Annotated in this window: 19 protein-coding genes; 6 read left to right on the plus strand and 13 right to left on the minus strand. The window is 60.8% G+C overall.

What is annotated here, in order from left to right:
• Positions 1 to 83: 83 nt before the first annotated feature.
• Positions 84 to 533, plus strand: coding sequence for a Cd(II)/Pb(II)-responsive transcriptional regulator (cadR, locus tag JFV30_RS27300; RefSeq protein WP_201125628.1), 450 nt, complete (start codon positions 84 to 86; stop codon positions 531 to 533).
• A 110-nt stretch (positions 534 to 643) separates the two neighbouring features.
• Here the strand turns inward: cadR and JFV30_RS27305 are convergent, their stop codons facing one another.
• The 3 genes from JFV30_RS27305 to JFV30_RS27315 all read right to left on the minus strand — a co-directional run bounded on the left by JFV30_RS27305 (position 644) and on the right by JFV30_RS27315 (position 3,190).
• A complete protein-coding gene (locus JFV30_RS27305; protein WP_010167783.1) occupies positions 644 to 1,477 on the minus strand; it encodes a thymidylate synthase in 834 nt (277 codons plus the stop codon).
• Positions 1,478 to 1,528: 51 nt separating this feature from the next.
• Complete coding sequence (gene lgt, locus JFV30_RS27310; RefSeq protein ID WP_010167785.1) at positions 1,529 to 2,341, minus strand: prolipoprotein diacylglyceryl transferase; 813 nt, start codon at positions 2,339 to 2,341, stop codon at positions 1,529 to 1,531.
• A 66-nt stretch (positions 2,342 to 2,407) separates the two neighbouring features.
• A complete protein-coding gene (locus tag JFV30_RS27315; protein ID WP_010167787.1) occupies positions 2,408 to 3,190 on the minus strand; it encodes a sulfite exporter TauE/SafE family protein in 783 nt (260 codons plus the stop codon).
• An 89-nt stretch (positions 3,191 to 3,279) separates the two neighbouring features.
• On the opposite strand from JFV30_RS27315, the gene JFV30_RS27320 reads away from it, so the two are divergent.
• A complete protein-coding gene (locus tag JFV30_RS27320; RefSeq protein ID WP_201125629.1) occupies positions 3,280 to 4,026 on the plus strand; it encodes an NRDE family protein in 747 nt (248 codons plus the stop codon).
• 99 nt (positions 4,027 to 4,125) lie between these two features.
• On the opposite strand, the gene ptsP is transcribed toward JFV30_RS27320, so the two are convergent.
• Both ptsP and JFV30_RS27330 read right to left on the minus strand, forming a co-directional pair.
• Positions 4,126 to 6,405 carry a phosphoenolpyruvate--protein phosphotransferase gene (gene ptsP / locus JFV30_RS27325; protein WP_010167790.1) on the minus strand — a complete coding sequence of 760 codons (2,280 nt, stop codon included), beginning with the start codon at positions 6,403 to 6,405 and terminating at the stop codon, positions 4,126 to 4,128.
• A 22-nt stretch (positions 6,406 to 6,427) separates the two neighbouring features.
• A complete protein-coding gene (locus JFV30_RS27330) occupies positions 6,428 to 6,907 on the minus strand; it encodes an RNA pyrophosphohydrolase (protein WP_003176750.1) in 480 nt (159 codons plus the stop codon).
• Positions 6,908 to 7,050: 143 nt separating this feature from the next.
• Here JFV30_RS27330 and JFV30_RS27335 point away from each other — a divergent pair, with 143 nt between their 5' ends.
• Positions 7,051 to 7,707, plus strand: coding sequence for a histidinol-phosphatase (locus tag JFV30_RS27335; protein WP_169386893.1), 657 nt, complete (start codon positions 7,051 to 7,053; stop codon positions 7,705 to 7,707).
• Between the two features lie 84 nt (positions 7,708 to 7,791).
• Here JFV30_RS27335 and JFV30_RS27340 read toward each other — a convergent pair whose 3' ends face one another.
• A complete protein-coding gene (locus tag JFV30_RS27340) occupies positions 7,792 to 8,205 on the minus strand; it encodes a DUF2269 family protein (RefSeq protein WP_010167799.1) in 414 nt (137 codons plus the stop codon).
• Positions 8,206 to 8,245: 40 nt separating this feature from the next.
• A complete protein-coding gene (gene ilvA / locus JFV30_RS27345; RefSeq protein WP_201125630.1) occupies positions 8,246 to 9,760 on the minus strand; it encodes a threonine ammonia-lyase, biosynthetic in 1,515 nt (504 codons plus the stop codon).
• Positions 9,761 to 9,896: 136 nt separating this feature from the next.
• On the opposite strand from ilvA, the gene rpiA reads away from it, so the two are divergent.
• A complete protein-coding gene (gene rpiA, locus JFV30_RS27350; RefSeq protein ID WP_201125631.1) occupies positions 9,897 to 10,568 on the plus strand; it encodes a ribose-5-phosphate isomerase RpiA in 672 nt (223 codons plus the stop codon).
• Here rpiA and JFV30_RS27355 read toward each other — a convergent pair.
• The 4 genes from JFV30_RS27355 to JFV30_RS27370 all read right to left on the minus strand — a co-directional run bounded on the left by JFV30_RS27355 (position 10,558) and on the right by JFV30_RS27370 (position 14,816).
• Positions 10,558 to 11,475, minus strand: a complete 918-nt coding sequence (locus JFV30_RS27355) for an SdiA-regulated domain-containing protein (protein ID WP_201125632.1) — start codon at positions 11,473 to 11,475, stop codon at positions 10,558 to 10,560. The genes rpiA and JFV30_RS27355 overlap by 11 nt on opposite strands.
• A gap of 118 nt (positions 11,476 to 11,593) precedes the next feature.
• Positions 11,594 to 12,523 carry an SdiA-regulated domain-containing protein gene (locus JFV30_RS27360; protein WP_010167804.1) on the minus strand — a complete coding sequence of 310 codons (930 nt, stop codon included), beginning with the start codon at positions 12,521 to 12,523 and terminating at the stop codon, positions 11,594 to 11,596.
• 210 nt (positions 12,524 to 12,733) lie between these two features.
• Complete coding sequence (locus JFV30_RS27365) at positions 12,734 to 13,399, minus strand: fumarylacetoacetate hydrolase family protein (protein ID WP_177086781.1); 666 nt, start codon at positions 13,397 to 13,399, stop codon at positions 12,734 to 12,736.
• Positions 13,400 to 13,421: 22 nt separating this feature from the next.
• Entirely contained in the window at positions 13,422 to 14,816 is a 1,395-nt protein-coding gene (locus JFV30_RS27370) for an FAD-binding oxidoreductase (RefSeq protein WP_010167808.1), read from the minus strand.
• Positions 14,817 to 15,021: 205 nt separating this feature from the next.
• Here JFV30_RS27370 and serA point away from each other — a divergent pair, with 205 nt between their 5' ends.
• Positions 15,022 to 16,251, plus strand: a complete 1,230-nt coding sequence (serA, locus tag JFV30_RS27375; RefSeq protein WP_010167810.1) for a phosphoglycerate dehydrogenase — start codon at positions 15,022 to 15,024, stop codon at positions 16,249 to 16,251.
• A 61-nt stretch (positions 16,252 to 16,312) separates the two neighbouring features.
• Here the strand turns inward: serA and JFV30_RS27380 are convergent, their stop codons facing one another.
• The gene (locus JFV30_RS27380; RefSeq protein WP_017139512.1) at positions 16,313 to 16,753 is read right to left on the minus strand and encodes a DUF4399 domain-containing protein; all 441 of its coding nucleotides are present in this window, start codon (positions 16,751 to 16,753) and stop codon (positions 16,313 to 16,315) included.
• Between the two features lie 134 nt (positions 16,754 to 16,887).
• Between JFV30_RS27380 and JFV30_RS27385 the strand changes: the two genes are divergently transcribed.
• The gene (locus tag JFV30_RS27385) at positions 16,888 to 17,667 is read left to right on the plus strand and encodes a transporter substrate-binding domain-containing protein (RefSeq protein ID WP_010167812.1); all 780 of its coding nucleotides are present in this window, start codon (positions 16,888 to 16,890) and stop codon (positions 17,665 to 17,667) included.
• A gap of 109 nt (positions 17,668 to 17,776) precedes the next feature.
• Here the strand turns inward: JFV30_RS27385 and JFV30_RS27390 are convergent, their stop codons facing one another.
• Positions 17,777 to 18,271: a DUF523 domain-containing protein gene (locus JFV30_RS27390; RefSeq protein ID WP_201126248.1), complete on the minus strand. Its 495-nt coding sequence runs from the start codon at positions 18,269 to 18,271 to the stop codon at positions 17,777 to 17,779.
• Between the last annotated feature and the right edge of the window lie 2 nt (positions 18,272 to 18,273).

Raw genomic sequence — 18,273 nt, forward strand, 5'->3', positions numbered from 1 at the left:
TGTCGCGTCCGTAAAGGTGCCTGTTGCCAAGTAAAGACCCTGTAGCCACTATAGGGTCAAGCACCCTTTTGGAGATTGCTGCGATGAAGATCGGCGAATTGGCAAAATTGACGGATTGCCAGGTGGAAACCATCCGTTATTACGAGAAGGAAGGCCTGCTGCCGCCGCCTGCGCGCAGTGACGGTAATTACCGCCTGTACACCCAGGCGCACACCGAGCGGCTGGTGTTTATCCGTAACTGCCGCAGCCTGGACATGACCCTTGAGGAAATTCGCAGCCTGCTGGGCTTGCGGGACAGCCCCCGGGACCAGTGCGAAAGCGTGAATGCGTTGATCGACGAGCACATCCACCACGTCAAGGCACGGATCGACGGGCTGCTGGCGTTGCAGGAACAGTTGCTCGACCTGCGCCAACGCTGTGGCGGCGGGCCGGACCTGGATCAGTGCGGGATTTTGCAGCGGCTGGAAGTCAGCGGGAGTGTCGCGGCCAGCGAGGCTGAGCCCTCGCATGTGGGCAGAAGCCACGGCCATTGAATGTGTACACAAAACAAATGTGGGAGCGGGCTTGCTCGCGAAGGCGGTAGATCAGTCATATTTCCGGCGACTGACACACCGCTTTGGGAGCAAGCCCCCTCCCACATTGATCAGATGGCTACGTCGGCCTTGATGCTTGGGTCGGCGTCATAGCCCACGATTTCAAAGTCTTCGAATTTGTAATCGTAGATCGACTCGGGTTTACGCTTGATCACCAGCTCCGGCAGTTTCTTCGGCGTGCGCGCCAGCTGGGTCTGGATCTGTTCCATATGGTTGCTGTAGGCGTGGGTATCGCCCGTGGTGACGATGATCTCGTGAGGGATCAGGTCGCATTGCTGGGCCAGCATATGGGTCAGCAGCGCCAGGGCAGCGGTGTTGTACGGCAGGCCGAGGAATACGTCGGAGCTGCGGATGTACAGCTGCATCGACAGATGGCCGTCATGCACGAAGGCCTGGTACAGCAGGTGGCAAGGCGGCAGGGCCTGCTTGCCGTCGCGGGCGTTTTGCTGCGGGCTTTTGGTCTCGTCCGGCAGGTACTCGACGTTCCAGCCGTGGAACAGGATGCGGCGGCTGTTGGGGTTGGTCTTCAACGTCTCGACCATGTAGTCGATCTGGTTGATCTTGCCGCCATCCTTGGTCGGCCAGGCAGTCCACTGCTCGCCGTACACCGGGCCCAGGTCGCCGTCTTCGGTGGCCCATTCGTCCCAGATCCGCACGCCGTTTTCGTTCAGCCACTTGATGTTGGTGTTGCCGCTCAACATCCAGATCAATTCGTTGGCGATGCTTTTGAAGTGAAGCTTCTTGGTGGTCAGCAGCGGGAAGCCGTCGGCCAAGCTATGCCGAAACTGACGGGCAAACACGGCCTTGGTGCCGGTGCCGGTGCGATCGCCCTTGGTCAGGCCATTGGTCACGACATCGTTCAGTAGTTCGAGATATTGCTTCATGTGTATACCTGTATCGTTGAAGCCGGGACCCTCGGGCCCCGGCGTTCGAATTTAAAGCGCGGTGTTCTTGATGCCTTGCGGGCGATTGTAAGCCCACCACAGCAGGCCCAGGCCGGCGATGATCATCGGCAGGCTGAGAATCTGACCCATGGTCACCCAGCCCCACGCCAGGTAGCCCAGCTGCGCATCCGGCACGCGCACGAATTCGACGATAAAGCGGAAGATCCCGTAGAACAACGCGAACATGCCCGACACGGCCATGGTTGGGCGTGGCTTGCGCGAGAAGATGTAGAGGATCAGGAACAGCGCCACCCCCTCCAGGGCGAACTGGTACAGCTGGGACGGATGGCGCGGCAGTTGCGCCGGATCGCTGAACGGCGGAAACACCATGGCCCACGGCACATCGCTCGGCTTGCCCCACAATTCGGCGTTGATGAAGTTACCAATGCGCCCGGCACCCAGGCCAATCGGCACAAACGGGGCGACGAAGTCCATCAGCTGGAAGAACGACTTGCCGTTACGCCGGCCAAACCACCACGCCGCGATCATCACGCCCACAAACCCGCCGTGGAACGCCATGCCGCCCTTCCACACCTCGAAGATCAAAGTCGGGTTGGCGATGTAGGCTGGCAGGTCGTAGAACAGCACATACCCCAGGCGTCCGCCGACGATCACCCCCATCGACATCCAGAACACCATGTCGGAGAGTTTCTCCTTGGTCCAGGTCGGGTCGAAACGGTTCAGGCGCCGGGAAGCCAGCAACCAGGCACCGCCAATGCCGATCAGGTACATCAACCCGTACCAATGGATTTGCAGCGGACCGATGGCCACGGCCACCGGGTTGATCTGCGGGTAAGGCAGCATTGCGACTCCTCGTTAAATCAATAGTCTTGGCGCATCGGACCATGCCGGTGCGCGATTAAGTCTGCGTTACAGCAAAAAATTCAGCCCCACACAAAACAGCAGCCCGGCGAACAGCCGCTTGAGCAAGCGCGGCGACAACCGGTGCGCCAGGCGCGCGCCGAAACGGGCGGCCACCATGCTGGTCAGGGCAATGCCCAGCAGCGCCGGCAAGTACACAAAGCCGAGACTATGATCGGGCAGCAGCGGATCATGCCAGCCCAAAATCATGAAACTTAACGCACTGGCCAGGGCAATCGGCAAGCCGCAAGCCGATGAAGTGGCCACCGCCTGCTGCATCGGCACACTGCGCCAGGTCAGGAACGGCACGGTCAACGAACCGCCGCCGGTGCCGAAAATCGCCGAAGACCAGCCAATCACGCCGCCCGCCAGGGTCAGGCCAAGCTTGCCCGGTACCTGGCGGCTGGCCTTGGGCTTGAGCTCCAGGGTCATCTGCACGGCGATCACCAAGGCGAATACACCGATGATCTTCTGCAAGTGCGGCCCGGAAATCGCCTCGGCGGTCAGCGCACCAAGGCCCGCGCCCAGCAGGATGCCCACGGCCATCCACACAAAGATCGGCCAGCGCACGGCACCCCGCCGGTGATGCTCGCGCACCGCATTCACCGACGTGAAGATAATAGACGCCAGCGACGTGCCCACAGCGAGATGGGTCAGCACCGAGGGATCGAAGCCCTGCAAGGTGAAACTGAACACCAGCACCGGCACAATAATGATCCCGCCGCCCACGCCAAACAGCCCGGCGAGCATGCCCGCACAGGAACCCAGCAGCAAATACAGGAGAAATTCCATGGGAGCCCCCGAAAACAGACCGGCATGTTAACGGATGCAAAGCACAGGGTTCTATGGGTAGAGTGGGCAAAACACAAAGGGATCGCCTTATGTGCCTGATTGTTTTCGCCTGGCGGCCGGGCCACGCCCAACCGCTGATCGTCGCGGCCAACCGTGACGAGTTTTATGCCCGGCCCAGCCTGCCGTTGGCCCAGTGGCTGGATGCACCCCATGTTTACGCAGGCAGGGACCAGGAAGCGGGCGGGACCTGGCTGGGGGTTGGGGCGGATGGGCGCTTTGCGGCGCTGACCAATATTCGGGATCCGCACCAGCCGCCGGCGCGCAAGTCGCGGGGCGAGCTGGTGGCGCGGTTTCTCAGTGGTTCGCTGCCGATTGACGACTATTTGGCCGACGTTAACGGCCGATCGATTGAATATGCCGGGTTTAACCTGTTGGTCGGGACGCCGGATGCGTTGTGGCATTACAACGCCAATGAATCTGCACCGACGCGGCTGGAAGCTGGGGTTTATGGGTTATCCAATGCTGGGCTGGATACGCCGTGGCCGAAGTTGTTGAAGGCCAAGGCGGCGCTGGCAGAAGTGCTGGACGATCCTCAGCCTGAGGCCTTGCTGGGGATTTTGAGCGACCCGCAGACGGCGCCGTTTGCCGACCTGCCGGACACCGGCGTGGGCTTGGCGACGGAGAGCTTGCTGTCGAGTGTGTTTATTGCCAGCCCCAGTTACGGGACGCGGGCGAGTACGGCGCTGATTGTGAGTGCCGACGGGACACGGCATATCGTGGAGCGCAGTTTTGGGCCCCATGGTGGCAGGCTGGGCGAGGTGGAACTGAAGCTTTAGCAGTGACTGGACTGACCTCATCGCGGGCAAGCCCGGCTCCCACAGGGAAATGCATTCCAAATGTGGGAGCTGGCTTGCCTGCGATGAAGGCGCCTCGGTTTAGAGGGTTTTTGCAGACGCCGGATTGATCATCCGCGCCAACCCAAGGTTCTTCAGCGCCAATTGCAGCGAGCTGTGAATAACTTGCGGGTTGTCGATGGTCATCAACTCCGCCAGCAGTTCCTTGGCCCGGCTCAGATTGATCTGGCGCAGCATCCATTTCACCTTCGGCAAGTTGGTGGCGTTCATCGACAGGCTGTCAAAGCCCATCGCCATCAACAGCACCGCCGCCGCCGGGTCACCGGCCATCTCGCCGCAGATGCTCACTTGCTTGCCTTCGGCATGGGCGTCACGCACCACGTTCTGCAGGGCTTGCAGCACCGCCGGGTGCAGGTAGTCGTACAGGTCGGCCACCCGCGGGTTGTTGCGGTCCACGGCCAACAGGTATTGGGTCAGGTCGTTGGAGCCCACCGACAGGAAGTCCACCTGCCGCGCCAGCTCTTTAGCCTGGTACACCGCCGCCGGAATCTCGATCATCACGCCAATCGGCGGCATCGGCACGTCGGCGCCTTCGTCGCGCACTTCGCCCCAGGCCCGGTGGATCAGGTGCAGGGCTTCTTCCAGCTCGTGGGTGCCGGAGATCATCGGCAGCAAAATGCGCAGGTTGTTCAGGCCTTCGCTGGCCTTGAGCATGGCGCGGGTCTGGACGAGGAAGATTTCAGGGTGGTCGAGGGTAACGCGGATACCGCGCCAGCCAAGGAAGGGGTTGTCTTCCTTGATCGGGAAATACGACAGTGACTTGTCGCCGCCAATGTCCAGGCTGCGCATGGTCACCGGTAACGGATGGAAGGCGGACAGTTGCTCGCGATAAATCGCCAGCTGCTCCTTCTCACTCGGAAAACGCTGATTGATCATGAACGGCACTTCGGTGCGGTACAGGCCCACCCCTTCGGCGCCACGCTGTTGCGCACGGGCCACGTCCGCCAGCAGGCCGGTGTTGACCAGCAGTGGTACACGGTGGCCGTCGAGGGTCACGCACGGCAATTCCCGCAGGGCGTCGAGGCCCTGGGACAGCTGGCGCTCTTCTTCCACCACTTCGGCGTATTGCTTGCGCAGCACTTCGCTGGGGTTGGTGTAGACCTCGCCGTGGTAGCCGTCGACGATCATTTCGATGCCGTCGACCTTGGAATACGGCAGGTCCACCAGGCCCATCACCGTCGGAATGCCCATGGCCCGGGCCAGGATCGCGACGTGGGAGTTGCCCGAACCCAGTACCGAGACCAGGCCCACCAGTTTGCCTTCCGGCACTTCGCCGAGCATGGTGGCGGTCAGCTCTTCACTGATCAGGATGGTGTTGTCGGGGTACACCAGGGTGGTCGAGCGCTCTTCCTGCAGGTAGGCCAGCAGACGGCGACCGAGGTCTTTCACGTCGGAGGCGCGTTCGCGCAGGTAGGCGTCGTCCATCAATTCGAAACGGTTGACGTGATCGGTGACCACCTGGCGCAGCGCGCCCTGGGCCCACTGGCCGGTCTTGATCACGTCCTTGACTTCGCTGCCCAGGGACGCGTCGTCGAGCATCATCAGGTACACGTCGAACAGCGCCCGCTCTTCAGGCCGCAACTGGGTGGCCAGCTTGGTCGACAGGGTGCGCATGTCATTGCGCACGCCTTCGAGGGCGGTCTTGAACAGGATGATTTCAGCGTCGATGTCGGTGACGGTCTTGTCCGGCACCACGTCCAGGTCTGCCGGCGGCAGCATGACCACGGCGGTACCGACGGCAGCACCCGGCGAACCCGGCACGCCGACGAACTTGGCTTCCTGGATGCCTTTGCCCTGGCGCCCCAGGCCGCGAATCGAACCGGTGGCCTCGGCGTGGGCGATAACCCCGGCGAGCTGCGCGCTCATGGTCACGAGGAAGGCTTCTTCACCTTCGTCGAACTGGCGGCGTTCTTTTTGCTGGATGACCAACACGCCGACAACGCGGCGGTGGTGAATGATCGGCGCACCGAGGAACGAGGCGTAACGCTCTTCGCCGGTTTCGGCAAAGTAGCGATAACGCGGGTGATCGGCCGCATTTTCGAGGTTCAGGGGTTCTTCACGCGTCCCCACCAGGCCCACCAGACCTTCATTGGGCGCCATGCTGACCTTGCCGATGGAGCGCTTGTTCAAGCCCTCGGTGGCCATCAGGACAAAACGGTTGGTCTCGGGGTCCAGCAGGTAAACCGAGCAGACCTGGCTGCCCATGGCTTCCTTGACGCGCAACACAATAATCCCCAACGCCGCCTTGAGATCCTTGGCGGAGTTAACTTCCTGGACGATCTTGCGCAGCGTATTGAGCATGGCTCGGGGTCGAACTCCGTCGTCAGTCGCGCGCTAAAAGGCGCGGGGCAAGCTCTTTAAGAGCGCGACGATAAACCTCGCGCTTGAATGTCACCACCTGGCCCAACGGATACCAATAACTGACCCAGCGCCAGCCATCGAACTCCGGTTTACCGGTCAAATCCATCCGCACCCGCTGCTCGTTGGAGATCAGGCGCAGGAGAAACCATTTCTGTTTCTGGCCGATGCACAGCGGTTGGCTGTGGGTGCGGACCAGACGTTGCGGCAAACGATAGCGCAACCAGCCTCGGGTGCAGGCCAGAATTTGCACATCTTCGCGTTCCAGGCCTACTTCTTCGTTCAACTCACGGTACAAGGCGTCTTCAGGGGTTTCGTCGGGGTTGATTCCGCCTTGAGGAAACTGCCAGGCATCTTGGTTGATACGGCGAGCCCATAGCACCTGTCCGGCATCATTCGTAAGAATAATCCCGACATTAGGACGGAAACCATCGGGGTCGATCACGGCAACAACCTCGCAAACGCATGTCACCGCATTGTTCCACAAAGATTGATACAGCGGCAACGAGGCTGCTTACCTTATGTGCACTCTTGTGAAAAGACCGTATTCTGGACGCCTTTTTACAGACTTTTCAGCGAGTAACTGCAATGCGCCTGGCTTTATTCGACTTGGACAACACGCTTTTGGGGGGTGACAGCGATCACGCCTGGGGCGATTACCTCTGTGAACGCGGGATTCTCGACGCAGTGGCCTACAAGGCCCGCAACGATGAGTTCTACCAGGATTACCTGGCCGGCAAGCTGGATAACGCCGAGTACCTGAACTTCTGCCTGGAAATCCTCGGCCGCACCGAAATGGCTCAGCTGGATGAATGGCACCGCGACTACATGCGCGACTGCATCGAGCCGATCCTGCTGCCCCAGGCGGTTGAATTGCTGGCCAAGCACCGGGCGGCGGGCGACAAGCTGGTGATCATCACCGCGACCAACCGCTTTGTGACCGCACCGATTGCCGAGCGGTTGGGGGTTGAAACCCTGATTGCCACGGAATGCGAGATGCAGGATGGCCGTTACACCGGGCGCAGTACGGATATCCCGTGCTTTCGCGAGGGCAAGGTGACGCGCTTGAATCGTTGGCTGGAAGAGACCGGGTACAACCTGGAGGACAGCTACTTCTATAGCGACTCGATGAATGACCTGCCGCTGCTGGAGCAGGTGACGCATGCGGTGGCGGTGGATCCGGATCCGAATCTGCGCGCTGAAGCCGAAAAGCGTGGCTGGCCGGTGATCACCCTGCGCGGCTGATAACCTGCATTGATCGGTTTTTTGTGGTGAGCGGGCTTGCCCCGCGCGAGGCACGCCCGCTCACCACAAGTGTTTTACCAGCCCTTAAACCGGCTTGGCCCCCATCAACCCGGCAATCGCCACAAACCCCACCAAACTGACCACCGCCAGCGCCACGGTAAAGTTCACACTCCCCGCCCCGCCCAACCGCAGTCGATTAAGCCGCGCCACCAGCCAGAACCAGCTCAGTGCCGCCACGGTGTAGATCACGCTGGAGCCCAGAATCCACGTTTGCCCCAGCGGCCAGCCGATCAAGTGCACCAGCCACCAGCCGGTGAACGGCATGCTCACCACGCAAATGCCCATCAACAGCCACACAAACACCCACGGCCGCTGCACGGTATAGGCAGGCCCTGCGCTGCGCTTGCGCCAGGCCAGCACCGCCAGCGCAATGCCGCTGAGCAGCAGTAACACCGTGGCCGCGATGTGGATAACTTTAAGGGTGGTCAGCGTTTCCATGTTCTCGATTCCTTGAAGGCCGCCCAGTCAGCGTAGTCGCTCAACCGAGGAACAGCTGGTAGGCCGGGTTATCACTTTCATCCCAGTATGGGTAGCCAATGGCCTCCAGCGCCGCTGGCACCAGGTGACGCTCGTCCGCCGGCACTTGCAGGCCCGCCACTACACGCCCGTCGGCAGCGCCGTGGTTGCGATAGTGGAACATCGAGATGTTCCAGCGCCCGCCCAATTTGTTAAGAAAGTTGAACAGCGCCCCCGGACGCTCCGGGAATTCGAAGCGGAACACCACTTCATCGCTGACGTGCGCCGCATGGCCGCCGACCATATGACGGATGTGCAGCTTGGCCAGTTCGTTTTCCGTCAGGTCCAGCACCGGGAAACCCTGGCTGGTGAGGCTGGCGATCAGCGCGCTGCGTGGGTCGTTTTCCGGGTGGGTCTGCACGCCGACAAAAATGTGCGCCTCACGGCCGGAGTGGTAGCGGTAGTTGAATTCGGTGATCTGGCGCTTGCCCACGGCTTCGCAGAAAGCCTTGAAGCTGCCCGGCTTCTCGGGGATGGTCACGGCGATGATGGCTTCGCGGCCTTCACCCAGCTCGGCGCGCTCGGCCACGTGGCGCAGGCGGTCGAAGTTGACGTTGGCCCCGGAATCGATGGCCACCAGGGTTTGCCCGGTGATGCCACGGGTCTCGACGTATTTCTTGATACCCGCCACGCCCAGGGCGCCGGCAGGTTCTGTGATCGAGCGGGTGTCGTCGTAGATGTCCTTGATCGCCGCGCAGATTTCATCAGTGCTGACGGTGATCACTTCATCCACGTAATCCTTGCAGATGTCGAAGGTGTGCTGGCCGATCTGCGCCACCGCCACGCCGTCGGCGAAGATGCCCACGGTCGGCAATACCACGCGTTCGCCCGCGGCCATGGCGGCTTGCAGGCAGTTGGAGTCGTCCGGCTCGACGCCGATGATCTTGATTTCGGGCCGCAGGTACTTCACGTACGCCGCAATACCGGCGATCAGGCCGCCGCCGCCCACCGGGACGAAAATCGCGTCCAGTGGCCCCGGGTGCTGGCGCAGGATCTCCATCGCCACGGTGCCCTGCCCGGCAATGGTGTGCGGATCATCGTAGGGGTGAATGTAGACGTAGCCTTTTTCGTCGACCAGCTTCAGCGAATACGCCAGGGCTTCCGGGAAAGAATCCCCGTGCAGCACCACTTTGCCGCCACGGGAGCGCACGCCTTCGACCTTGATCTCGGGGGTGGTCTTGGGCATCACGATGGTGGCCTTGACCCCCAGCACCTTGGCCGCCAGGGCCAGGCCCTGGGCGTGGTTGCCCGCCGAGGCGGTGACCACGCCGCGTGCACGCTCTTCGGCGCTCAGTTGGGTCAACTTGTTGTAGGCGCCGCGAATCTTGAACGAGAACACCGGCTGCAAGTCTTCGCGCTTGAGCCAGACCGTGTTGCCCAGCCGCTCGGAGAGCTGGCGGGCGGTCTGCAGCGGGGTTTCTACGGCAACGTCGTAAACGCGCGAGGTGAGGATCTTTTTGACGTACTGTTCAAGCATCGGAAAGCATCACTGGGCGGGTTGGGCAGGGCCAAGGAGTCTAACCCAGCGTTTGGCCGGGCGACCACACGAAAACCGAGGTTTTGTTGGGTTATACTCGCGCCCCTCTTTACTCCCCGCCCGTTCCGGAGCCCGCATGACCCAGGATCAACTCAAACAGGCAGTGGCCCAGGCCGCCGTCGATTTAATCCTTCCTAAACTCGACGATAAAAGCATCGTCGGTGTCGGCACCGGTTCCACCGCCAATTGCTTTATCGATGCGCTGGCCCTGCACAAGGGCGCGTTCGACGGCGCGGTCGCCAGCTCCGAAGCCACGGCTGCACGGCTCAAGGGCCACGGTATTCCGGTGTATGAGCTGAACACCGTCAGCGACCTGGAGTTCTACGTCGACGGCGCCGATGAAAGCGACGCCCACCTGAACCTGATCAAGGGCGGCGGCGCAGCCCTGACCCGCGAGAAGATCGTCGCGGCCGTGGCCAAGACCTTCATCTGCATCGCCGACGCCAGCAAACTGGTGCCGGTACTCGGCGCGTTCCCGCTGCCCGTGGAAGTGATCCCTATGGCCCGCAGCCACGTGGCCCGCGAGCTGGTGAAGCTGGGCGGCGACCCGGTGTACCGCGAAGGCGTGCTGACCGACAACGGCAACATCATCATCGACGTGTTCAACATGCAGATCACTGATCCGGTGACGCTGGAGCGCTCGATCAATGCCATCGTCGGCGTGGTCACCAACGGTTTGTTCGCAGCCCGCCCGGCTGACGTATTGCTGCTGGGCACCCCGGAAGGCGTGAAAACCCTCAAGGCGTAAGCGGCTTCTTGAACACATAGAACAAGTTGGGCTCACTGACCATGTACAACGTGCCGTCGTTGTCCATGGCAATCCCTTCGGCCTGAGGCACGCGCTGCTTCAGGCCATGGCGCCCCTTGAGCAGTGACAGACTGCTCAGGGGACGACCGTCGATATCCAGTTCCAGCACCAGGAATGACTCATCCGACAGCGCCAGCAGATGGCCGCTGCGCTCATCGTATTGCAGGCTCGACAGGTCGCGCACAAACAACCCGGCATCACGCTTGGGGTTGTTGATCACGTGCACCGAGTAGGTTTTTTCCGGTTTGAAATGGGGAAAGCCGTGGACCTCGTAGATCAGCATCGGGTCGCGTTCCTTGGCCACAAACAGGCGCTTGCCCACCGAGTCATAGGCCAGGCCTTCGAAACCCTTGTTGCCGCCCAGGTGCACGCCGAGGGTCATTTGCTCGGCGTCGGCGGCGTCGAGGAACCGGGTGTCGTCATCCACGTGGACCTTGATCAGCCGCTGTTGGCGCTCGTCGCTGATGACGTAGGTGTTGTCGCTGATGTACTCCACAGCCTCGGCATCGCCAAAGCCCACCAGCGCAATACGCCGCAGGATTTTGCCGTCCAGGGACAGCTCGACCAGCTCGGCGTTTTTGTTGGTGACGGTAAACAGGCTGTTGCGCACCGGATCAAAAGTCAGGGCCGAGACATCATCGTTGAGGCCGTCGATCACCTGTGCTTCCAGGCTCACCTGATAATCCCCCAGGCCAATGGAGTGCTCACCGGCGGGATGGCGCCACGACTGCCAGTTGAACCAGGCACGCTCGAACAGGCGCAATTGCTGAGCGACCACGCCGACAGCCACCAGGGCGATCAGGATCAGAATGAAAAAAGCAGGTTTGGGACGGGCAAGTCGACGCATCAGGGCGGGGCTCAAAGTGAAAACTGGCGAATGAATATCACGGTCGCCTGAATTTAAACTTAAACGCCCCGGGTGTCTGGCGTATGCCGCAGATAGAGAAAAATCTGACGTAATCGAACTACTGTGCCTGCTTCTCGAAGCGATAGAACAGATTCGGCTCGCTGACGATGTACAGCGTGCCGTTCTCGTCCATCGTCACGCCTTCGGCACGGGGAATGGTGTTCTTCAAGCCATTGAAGCCGCCGAGCAAGGTCATGAAGCTGACTTGCTCGCCCTTCTCGTCCAGCTCCAGCAGCAGGTGGGAATCGGCCGACAGCGCCAGCAGATGGCCGGTACGCGGGTCGACCGTCAGCGCCGAGAGGTTGCGCATGTCCAACTCACTGTTGGCGAGCTTTTGCTTGTCGCCGGTGAGCGTCTGGCTGCCGTCGCTTTTCCAGGTGAACAGCGCCGGTGGCCGCTCTTCGCCGAGAATCAGCTGTTGGTTGCGCTTGTCCCAGGTGATCGCCTCAAAGGCTTTGTTCTGGTCTTTCGACGGGCCGAGGTCATAGGACGGGAAGTCGGCTTTGTTCAGCTGCTGAGTCTGGGGGTCGACCTTGATGATGGTCAGACTGTGCTGGCGCTCATCGACCACGGCCATCAGGCCGTTTTCCATCATGGTCACGCCTTCCGGGTTGTTCCAGCCGTTGAGCGGCATCTTGCGCAGCACATCGCCTTGCAGGGTCAACTCAACCAGGAACGGGTTCTTGCCCATCACCGAAAACAGGGTTTTGGTCTGCGGGTTATAGGCCAGGTCCGAGGCTTCGTCTTTCTCCATGCCGGGTAACAGCTTGGCGTCGATCACCGCGTGATAGTCCGGGAGCCAGACGCTTTCCAGGCGCTCGGTCGGGGTTTCGAAGCGCTCCGCCACCCACAACAAGCCGCGATCGTCCCAGTGCATCGCCCAGGCCACGCCATAGATGATCGCGCCAGCCAGGAACAACCAGGAATACCAGCGCATGGCGAGGCGGGAACGCAGCGTAGGTTTTACGGATGGGAGAGGCACGGCCATTACGCTTTCCAGAAAGTCAGCTTTAGGGGATAGCACAGGATCAGAGGGTCCGCGCGCAGGAGGCTGAGGATTATCCGGATGGGGTGTGAAAAAAATGCAAAAACCGATAACACCCGTAGGAGCCGGCTTGCCGGCGATAGGATCACTGCAGTGCAACAGGTACACCGAGTCGATGCCATCGCCGGCAAGCCGGCTCCTACAAAGGCATGTTTAGCGCACGCTGCTTTCGAAGCGGCTCACACCCGGCAATTCCAGCACCAGCTCATCCCCCACATTCAGTGGGCCCACGCCTGCCGGTGTACCGGTGAGGATCACGTCCCCGGCCTGCAGCGAGAAGCAGCCGGCCATGTACTGGATCATCGGGATGATCGGGTTGAGCATGATCGCGCTGTTGCCGTCCTGGCGCACTTCGCCATTGATGGTCAGGCGAATGCCGATGTCGGTCACGTCCGGAAAGGTGCTACCGACGACGAACGGGGCAATCACCGCCGCGCCATCAAACGACTTGGCGATTTCCCACGGCAGGCCCTTGGCTTTCAGCTCGGCCTGTTTGTCCCGCAGGGTCAGGTCCAGGGCCGGGGCAAAACCGGAGATGGCGTCCAGCACTTCCTCACGGCTGGGCTTGGTCGACAACGGTTTGCCGATCAACACCGCGATTTCCGCTTCGTAGTGCACCGAACCGCGCTCGGCAGGGATGGCGAAACCGCCTTCCAGCGCCACCACGCAGCTGCCGGGCTTGATAAACAACAGCGGCTCGGTCGGCACCGGGTTATCCAGTTCCTTGGCGTGTTCGGCGTAGTTACGCCCGATGCACACCACTTTCCCCAGGGGAAAGTGAATATTGGTGCCGTCGACATACTTGTGCTGGTAGCTCATGGACCGACTCCTTCAGGGACTGTTAAACAGCGAAAATCTTGCCCGGGTTCATGATCCCGTTAGGGTCGAACACCGCTTTCACTGCCTTCATGTATTCAATTTCAACCGGCGAACGGCTGTAGGTCAGGTAATCGCGCTTGGTCATGCCCACGCCGTGTTCGGCGGAGATCGAGCCGTTGTACTTCTGCACGGTCTCGAACACCCACTTGTTGACGGTGGCGCACTTGGCGAAGAACTCGTCCTTGCTCAGGTTTTCCGGCTTGAGGATGTTCAAGTGCAGGTTGCCGTCACCGATGTGGCCGAACCAGACAATTTCGAAGTCCGGGTAGTGTTCGCCGACGATCGCGTCGATTTCCTTCAGGAATGCCGGCACTTTCGAGACAGTTACCGAAATGTCGTTCTTGTACGGGGTCCAGTGGGAAATGGTCTCGGAGATGTACTCGCGCAGCTTCCACAGGTTGTGCAGTTGGGTTTCGCTCTGGCTCATCACGCCGTCCAGCACCCAGCCCTGCTCGACGCAGTGCTCGAAGGTTTCCAGGGCCTGGTTGGCCACCTCTTCAGTGGTCGCTTCAAACTCCAGCAGCGCGTAGAACGGGCAGTCGGACTCGAACGGCGCCGGCACGTCGCCACGGCCGAGGACTTTGGCCAGGGCCTTGTCGGAGAAGAACTCGAAGGCAGTCAGGTCCAGCTTGCTCTGGAAGGCGTGCAGCACCGGCATGATCGAGTCGAAATCGGTGGTGCCCAGCACCATGGCGGTGAGGTTTTTCGGCGCACGGTCCAGGCGCATGGTGGCTTCCACCACAAAGCCCAGGGTGCCTTCAGCGCCGATGAACAGCTGGCGCATGTCGTAGCCGGTAGCGTTCTTGATCAGGTCTTTGTTCAGTTCCAGCAGATCGCCCTTGCCGGTGACGACCTTCATGCCGGCTACCCAGTTACGGGTCATTCCGTAGCGAATGACCTTGATCCCGCCGGCATTGGTGCCGATATTGCCGCCAATCTGGCTGGAACCGGACGAGGCGAAGTCCACCGGGTAGTACAGGCCTTTTTCTTCGGCGACGTTCTGCAATTGCTTGGTGACCACGCCCGGCTGGCACACGGCGGTGCGGTCGGTGAGGTTCACGTCGAGGATCTGGTTCATATAGTCGAAGGACACAACCACTTCGCCATTCGCTGCAACGGCAGCGGCCGACAGGCCGGTGCGGCCACCGGACGGCACCAGCGCCACCTTGTGTTCATTGGCCCAACGGACGATGGCCTGCACCTGTTCGGTGGTCTTCGGGAAGACGATGGCGACCGGGGCCGGCGCGAAATGCTTGGTCCAGTCCTTGCCGTAAGCCTCAAGGGAGTCAGCATCGGTCAGGACCTTGCCAGGCTCAACCAGGGTCTTCAGCTCATCAATCAGGGCAGGATGGGTCATCGACAGAACTCTCGAACAATTCATGGTCATCCTGAGAACGCTTCACGTCGCAGGAATGGGTGTTTAGCGGGGCACGTATGCTAGCATACCGCCCCCGCAGGATAGTGCCCAAGGGCGTTCTGCGGTGACGGCTTTCCTGCCGTCCGGGTCAGCTCCCCGCTGTCCGATTCCCTGCCATTTTTCTCCGGGATACAGGTTTACGCAGATGAGCAAGACTTCTCTCGATAAGAGCAAGATCAAGTTCCTTCTTCTGGAAGGCGTCCACCCATCGGCTGTCGACGTTCTGAAAGCCGCTGGGTACTCCAGCATTGAGTACATCACCAGTTCTCTGCCGGAAGCCCAGTTAAAGGAAAAGATCGCCGACGCGCACTTTATCGGCATTCGCTCCCGTACTCAGCTGACCGAAGAGATCTTCGATCACGCCAAGAAGTTGGTGGCTGTCGGCTGTTTCTGCATCGGCACCAACCAGGTCGACCTCAACGCAGCGCGCGAGCGCGGCATCGCGGTGTTCAACGCACCGTACTCCAACACCCGTTCCGTAGCCGAACTGGTGTTGGCCGAGGCGATCCTGCTGTTGCGCGGCATTCCCGAGAAGAACGCTTCCTGCCATCGTGGCGGCTGGATCAAGAGCGCAGCCAACTCCTTCGAAATCCGCGGCAAGAAGCTGGGTATCGTCGGTTACGGCTCGATCGGCACTCAACTGTCGGTATTGGCCGAAGGCCTGGGCATGCAGGTGTTCTTCTACGACACCCTGACCAAGCTGCCGCTGGGCAACGCCACTCAGGTGTCGAGCCTGACCGAGCTGCTGGGTATGTCCGACATCGTGACCCTGCACGTACCGGAAACCGCTGAGACCCAGTGGATGATCGGCGAGAAGGAAATCCGCGCCATCAAGAAGGGCGGGATCCTGATCAACGCCGCACGCGGCACCGTGGTCGAGCTGGACGCCCTGGCCGACGCGATCAAGGACAAGCACCTGATCGGCGCCGCCATCGACGTGTTCCCGGTAGAGCCACGCTCTAACGACGACATCTTCGAAAGCCCGCTGCGTGGCCTGGACAACGTGATCCTGACCCCGCACATCGGCGGTTCCACCGCTGAAGCCCAAGCCAACATCGGCCTGGAAGTGTCGGAGAAACTGGTCAAGTACAGCGACAACGGTACGTCGGTGTCCTCGGTCAACTTCCCGGAAGTGGCCCTGCCGGCTCACCCTGGCAAGCACCGTCTGCTGCACATCCACCAGAACATCCCTGGCGTGATGATGGAGATCAACAAGGTCTTCGCGGAAAACGGCATCAACATTTCCGGTCAGTTCCTGCAGACCAACGAGAAAGTCGGCTACGTGGTTATCGACGTAGACGCCGAGTACTCGGACCTGGCGCAAGAGAAGCTGCAACACATCAACGGCACTATCCGTAGCCGCGTGTTGTTCTAATCGTTAAACGCGCACAAAAAAGGGAGACCCTCGGGTCTCCCTTTTTTTGTCTGAACAAATCTTACTTGACGTTAACCGTGATGACTTTCGAGGCTACAGTCGGGTTGAACTGCATGTGCAGTTTGTCGCCGGCGACCAGTTGCAGCGTGTGCTTGCCTGGGGTGAGGGTCAGTTCGGTTTCGGTCTGGGCCTTGCCGTAGTGGATCACGGTGTCGGTGGCCGGGATCGGCACGCTGGCGTCAGGCAATTCTTTCTGGTCGATCAGCAGGTGGTGGTGGCCAGTGCCCGGGTCCTGGCTGGTGGCCGGTGCCAGTTTCAGGCCTTCCATGCCGAATTTCACGGTGAAGGTCTTGTCGACGGTGGCGCCATCTTTCGGCGACACGATAAACACCTTGGCACCTTCAGGCGGCGCGCTACGCGGGATGCCATCGGCGGCGGTTGCCAGCATCGAAGCGCCCAATAGCAGGCTGGCCAGGGTTGCACGAGACAAAAGAGCTTTCATTCACTTCTCCAGTTTTTCCGGGAAATCTGTAGGGTTATGACAACTTCGCGACAAATTGCTGTCCAAGGCACTCAACACCATAGCAAAGCGAGCTTGAACAACGCCTCGCTCATTCGAATTCTTTAGGAGAGACCATGCGTTTCCTGCCTGGCCTGTTACTTTTACTGCCGCTTATGAGCCCCTTGGCCCATGCCGAACTGATCGACGATGTGTTTGACCGTGGGGAGCTGCGCATCGCCCTGGAAGCCAATACTCCACCATTCAACTTCAAGGAAGGCGACAAACTCACCGGTTTTGAAGTGGAGTTGGGTGAATTACTGGCCAAGGAAATGGACGTACGCCCCTCCTTTATCACCGTCGATGCCGCCGACTTGCTGCCCGGCGTGGAAAGCGCCAAGTACGACGTGGCAATCAACCATATCGCTATGACTCCTGAACTGGCGGATCGTTTCGACTTCAGCGAGCCCTACAGCTACTCCAGCGCGCAGCTCATCGTGCGCAAGCAGGAACAACGCCCGCTGGGCAGCTTTGCGGCGCTCAAGGGCAAGGCATTGGGCGTGGCCCAGGGCAGTCAGTTTGTCGAGCAGGCGCGCACCGCCGAAGGCGTTGATTTGCGCAGTTATGCCGATGCCAAACAGCCGATCAAGGACGTCGCCGACCAACAGATCGACGCGGCCATCAGTGACCGGTTGCTGATTCCCTACGCGATTCGCGACAGCGAGTTACCGGTGAAAGGAGGCGCAGATGTGGGCCCGACGTTGAGCCTGGCGATTCCGTTCCAGAAAGGTAACCCGGCGTTCAAGGCCAGCCTGGACAAGGCCCTGCAACGGGTGAAGGCCGATGGCCGGCTGACGGCGCTGTCGGAGAAATGGTTCGGGATGGATGCGAGCAAGCCGGTGGCCAAGGCCGAATAAACGACTCGGTCAGTGTAGGAGCTGGCTTGCCTGCGATAGCGGTGGGTCAGCACCAAAAATGTAGGCTGATACACTGCTATCGCTGGCAAGCCAGCTCCCACATTTTGATCTATGTCGGGCTTGAGAGTTTTGCCAGGGCCGCGGCCGCCTCGGGCAACTCCAGCTCACTGAACACCAGCACCCCATGGCGCTTGAGCAGCGCCGCCGTCACGCCTTCGCCGGTCACCTTCACGCCGGTAAACGTGCCGTCATAGGTCAGCAGGTTGCCGCAGGACGGGCTGTTGGCCTTGAGCACGGCGATACGGATGTCGTGGCGTTGCACCAACGCCAGCGCCTGGCGGGCACCCTCGAGGAAGGCTTCGCTGAAGTCTTCGCCCTGGGCCGTCAGCACCTGGGCGCGGCCCTCCCAGACATCAACCCCCTGCCCGCCTGGAATCTCGGCAGACGGGCGCGGCGTCGGCAAGCCACCCGCCACTTCCGGGCACACGGCAACCACTCGGCCTTCGGCCTGCCACGCGGCCAATTGGTCGAAAGGCCCGCTGGCCCCTCCGTCGTAGCGTACCCGGTGCCCCAGCAGGCAGCGGCTGACCAGAATCTTTTGCATCA

This window comes from Pseudomonas sp. TH32, assembly GCF_016650855.1.
In the GTDB taxonomy this organism is placed as follows: domain Bacteria; phylum Pseudomonadota; class Gammaproteobacteria; order Pseudomonadales; family Pseudomonadaceae; genus Aquipseudomonas.

Excerpts from the sequence above, each read along its gene's own strand:
- cadR (WP_201125628.1), top strand. The coding sequence starts at position 84 with ATGAAGATCGGCGAATTGGCAAAATTGACGGATTGCCAGGTGGAAACC.
- JFV30_RS27305 (WP_010167783.1), bottom strand. The coding sequence starts at position 1,477 with ATGAAGCAATATCTCGAACTACTGAACGATGTCGTGACCAATGGCCTG.
- lgt (WP_010167785.1), bottom strand. The coding sequence starts at position 2,341 with ATGCTGCCTTACCCGCAGATCAACCCGGTGGCCGTGGCCATCGGTCCG.
- JFV30_RS27315 (WP_010167787.1), bottom strand. The coding sequence starts at position 3,190 with ATGGAATTTCTCCTGTATTTGCTGCTGGGTTCCTGTGCGGGCATGCTC.
- JFV30_RS27320 (WP_201125629.1), top strand. The coding sequence starts at position 3,280 with ATGTGCCTGATTGTTTTCGCCTGGCGGCCGGGCCACGCCCAACCGCTG.
- ptsP (WP_010167790.1), bottom strand. The coding sequence starts at position 6,405 with ATGCTCAATACGCTGCGCAAGATCGTCCAGGAAGTTAACTCCGCCAAG.
- JFV30_RS27335 (WP_169386893.1), top strand. The coding sequence starts at position 7,051 with ATGCGCCTGGCTTTATTCGACTTGGACAACACGCTTTTGGGGGGTGAC.
- JFV30_RS27340 (WP_010167799.1), bottom strand. The coding sequence starts at position 8,205 with ATGGAAACGCTGACCACCCTTAAAGTTATCCACATCGCGGCCACGGTG.
- ilvA (WP_201125630.1), bottom strand. The coding sequence starts at position 9,760 with ATGCTTGAACAGTACGTCAAAAAGATCCTCACCTCGCGCGTTTACGAC.
- rpiA (WP_201125631.1), top strand. The coding sequence starts at position 9,897 with ATGACCCAGGATCAACTCAAACAGGCAGTGGCCCAGGCCGCCGTCGAT.
- JFV30_RS27355 (WP_201125632.1), bottom strand. The coding sequence starts at position 11,475 with ATGCGTCGACTTGCCCGTCCCAAACCTGCTTTTTTCATTCTGATCCTG.
- JFV30_RS27360 (WP_010167804.1), bottom strand. The coding sequence starts at position 12,523 with ATGGCCGTGCCTCTCCCATCCGTAAAACCTACGCTGCGTTCCCGCCTC.
- JFV30_RS27365 (WP_177086781.1), bottom strand. The coding sequence starts at position 13,399 with ATGAGCTACCAGCACAAGTATGTCGACGGCACCAATATTCACTTTCCC.
- JFV30_RS27370 (WP_010167808.1), bottom strand. The coding sequence starts at position 14,816 with ATGACCCATCCTGCCCTGATTGATGAGCTGAAGACCCTGGTTGAGCCT.
- serA (WP_010167810.1), top strand. The coding sequence starts at position 15,022 with ATGAGCAAGACTTCTCTCGATAAGAGCAAGATCAAGTTCCTTCTTCTG.
- JFV30_RS27380 (WP_017139512.1), bottom strand. The coding sequence starts at position 16,753 with ATGAAAGCTCTTTTGTCTCGTGCAACCCTGGCCAGCCTGCTATTGGGC.
- JFV30_RS27385 (WP_010167812.1), top strand. The coding sequence starts at position 16,888 with ATGCGTTTCCTGCCTGGCCTGTTACTTTTACTGCCGCTTATGAGCCCC.
- JFV30_RS27390 (WP_201126248.1), bottom strand. The coding sequence starts at position 18,271 with ATGCAAAAGATTCTGGTCAGCCGCTGCCTGCTGGGGCACCGGGTACGC.